Here is a 3,370-nt window from a genome sequence, read left to right on the forward strand (position 1 = left end):
ACGACCCTATAAAAATTTAAGGACTATGTTCGACCCTACAAGAATTTAAATATCCAAAACAATTATCATAATAAAGAAGGACGAGAAAATTTACTCGTCCTTTAATTTGCTTGCGATTTCATCGATTGAATCTAAGAAATAGATGTTTTGTTGCTGCTTTGGTGTGGATAATTCACAATCAATCATGTGCTGTAGGAATGCTTTTAAATGATCGTAATATCCATTCACATTATAGAAAATGCATGGGCATTCAAGTTGGTACAGTGAAAGTTTTGATAAGATTTCACTGACTTCTTCTAATGTTCCAGTTGCGCCTGGAAAGGCAATGAAAGCATCACCAAGTTCAATCATTCTTGTTCTTCGATCGGCAATATCTTTTTCAATGTACAGCTCGGTAAGATTATCCATGTGGACACCTTCATCCACAAACATTTGTGCTTCTACACCAATTACTTTGCCACCCGCATTTAATGTGCTATTGGCTAGTTCTCCCATTAATCCGGTTTTAGATCCACCGAACACTAATGTATGATTGTTTTTGGCAATCCATATTCCTAATTCTATTATTTTTGTTTTAAAGTCTGGATCATTTCCATAGGCTGATCCTAAATATACTGTAATGTTCATAAACTACCTCCTACAATTAGTTTACATTAAAATTGTACACAAAAAAAAGCTTAGCACAAGCTAAGCTTACATGGAAATAAATCCAAATGCGTTCGCAATTGAACTTAATAAAATAATGAATGCGAAAATTGGACATAAGTATTGAATCATGAAATTGAATATTTTCTTACGTTTGAATGAATTTCCATCTTTTGTGATTTCTGCTTCGACTTTTTCTAATCCAACAACTCTTGAAACAAAGATACAAATCGCAATGGCAGCGATTGGCATCATGACTGAGTTTGTCAAGAAATCAAAGAAGTCTAAAAATTGCATTCCGATGATTGTTACGTTTGACAATGGACCATAACCTAAACATGATAGTGTTCCTAACCCAATCATAATAATGCCTAAAATAATTGTAGATTTTTTTCTAGACCAATGTAATTCATCTTGGAATGTGGATACAGCACTTTCGGTTAGCGCAATAGAGCTTGTGATAGCTGCGAATAACACCAACAAGAAGAAAATGATACCGATACCTGTACCTAGTCCCATACTTGCGAATACTTTAGGGATTGTGATGAACATCAAGGATGGTCCAGCTTTTAATGTTTCCATATCTCCACCTGAAAAAGAAAATACAGCTGGAATAATCATCAATCCTGCCATAATCGCAATGGCTGTATCGAAAATTTCTACGTTTTCTGTTGAACCTTCAATGGAAACATCTTTTTTCATATAAGAACCAAATGTGATTAAAATACCCATCGCAATGGATAACGAATAGAACATTTGTCCCATAGCACTTACTACGGTCATCCATGAAAAATTATCAAAATTTGGAATTAAGAAATATTTAACACCTTCAAAAGCGCCGGGTCGACTGATTGAATATCCTGCAATGATTACAGATAGTACGACAAGAACTGGCATCATAAATTTGGATACTCTTTCAATTCCATTTTGAACTCCTGCATAAATGATGGCGAGTGTAAAGAAAGTAAAGAGTATAAAACATATTTCTGTAGATACTCCGTTTGAAATGAAGTTTGGAAAATATGTATCTGTGGCAAGTAATTTTGCATCACCTTTTAAATATTCGAATAAGTACTTGATGACCCAACCTCCGATTACAGAATAATAGGGTACGATCAAGATGGGAATAATGGCATTGATCCATCCGGAAAATGATGCAAACTTTGTCTTTGCGAAAGTATGAAAAGCTCCCACTGGACTTTTCTTTGTCATTCTACCTAATGTCGTTTCGGCTATGATCATTGTATAACCAAAAGTTAAGGCCAGAACAATGTAAATAAGTAGGAAGATTCCTCCTCCGTATTTTGCGGCTAAATAAGGAAACCGCCAAATGTTACCAAGGCCAACACTGGCTCCAGCGGCAGACAAGACAAATCCTAATTTGCCAGAAAATGTACTACGTTTATTGTGCATAATATAAACACCCTTTCTCAATGATTTAGATTATATCATCTATGAAAGGGTTTACGCAAATTTGTGAAAAAATAATGTTAAGTTTTCTGAAAAATGTGTTTTGAATAAAAAAAGAAGTCCTTTCGGACTTTGTTTGAAAATGGTGACGCGTACGGGATTCGAACCCGTGAATGCATGCGTGAAAGGCATGTGAGTTAACCGTTTCTCCAACGCGCCATGTATATGAGACTCGTCTTTCTTGACAAGTGCTCACTTATATTACTACATGATTTTAATTAATGCAAGTATTTTTTTAAAAAATTTGACAGATTGTTTTAATAGTATATAATGTGAACAGTTAATTAAGTTAACTAAGGAGAAAAATATGATTCGATTATTAGTAGATTCAGCAAGTGATTATACGCAAGAAGAGATTAGAAATAAAAATTTATATTTTGTGCCATTACAAATTCAGATTGAAGGAAAGAATTATTTGGATGGTGTTGATATTGATAAGGAAACGTTTTATGAGAAGATGATGAATTCAAAAGAATTTTTTAAAACATCACAACCATCACCACAAGAATTTTTAGATATCTTCGAAGAAGTGAAGAAGAAACAAGAGACATTGATTTGTTTATCTTTATCGAGTAAGCTAAGTGGAACATATCAGAGTGCTTGTCTGGCAAAAGACATGGTGGATTATGAAAATATCTATATTGTAGATACATTAACTGCGGTTGCTGGAATTCGCTTACTATGTGAAGTGGCGATAAACTGGATTGATGAAAATAGAAGTGTTGAAAATATTGTATCTGGCTTAGAAGAACTAAAAGAGCATGTGCATATTTATGCGGGTTTAGATACATTGGAATATTTGGCTAAGGGTGGAAGAATTTCTAAGACAGCAGCGGCTATTGGAACTTTAGCAAGTATTAAACCAATTATTTGTGTAGACCATGGAGAAGTTGTGGTTGCCGGTAAGACACGTGGTGTAAATAAGGCAACGAGTGTTGTATGTGAAAAGATGCAGTCAGATATTGTTGATACATTGTATCCAGTTTATACATTGTATTCATATGGTTTAGAGAATGTTGAAAAATTAGAATCAAAACTGGATTTAGATGTGAATCGTGTTCGTATTGGTTCAACAATTGGAGTTCATATTGGACCAAATGCATTTGGTGTTTGTTTCGTATCTAAACTATAGTTAACTTGTGAAGGTGTATGCATTTTAGTATAATGGATATACGGATTGACAAGGAGAGTTTTTGATAATATGAAAACAACATTAATTATTATGGCGGCTGGAATTGGTTCTCGTTTTGGTGGT

The 3,370-nt window shown here is 34.2% G+C and carries 3 protein-coding genes and 1 tRNA gene; 1 reads left to right on the forward strand and 3 read right to left on the reverse strand.

Annotated features, from left to right (window positions below; translation table 11 throughout):
- Window positions 1-90 precede the first annotated feature (90 nt).
- From KTQ83_RS11475 to KTQ83_RS11485, 3 genes are all read right to left on the reverse strand, one after another.
- On the reverse strand, window positions 91-627 hold the full coding sequence (locus KTQ83_RS11475; RefSeq protein WP_217256891.1) for an LOG family protein: 537 nt from the start codon (window positions 625-627) through the stop codon (window positions 91-93).
- Window positions 628-693: 66 nt separating this feature from the next.
- A complete protein-coding gene (locus tag KTQ83_RS11480; protein ID WP_186998901.1) occupies window positions 694-2,058 on the reverse strand; it encodes a sodium-dependent transporter in 1,365 nt (454 codons plus the stop codon).
- A 140-nt stretch (window positions 2,059-2,198) separates the two neighbouring features.
- Window positions 2,199-2,274, reverse strand: a tRNA-Glu gene (locus KTQ83_RS11485).
- Between the two features lie 148 nt (window positions 2,275-2,422).
- Between KTQ83_RS11485 and KTQ83_RS11490 the strand changes: the two genes are divergently transcribed.
- Entirely contained in the window at window positions 2,423-3,247 is an 825-nt protein-coding gene (locus KTQ83_RS11490; protein WP_217256892.1) for a DegV family protein, read from the forward strand.
- Window positions 3,248-3,370 lie beyond the last annotated feature (123 nt).

This window comes from Holdemanella porci (assembly GCF_019052655.1).
Classification (GTDB): domain Bacteria; phylum Bacillota_I; class Bacilli_A; order Erysipelotrichales; family Erysipelotrichaceae; genus Holdemanella; species Holdemanella hominis.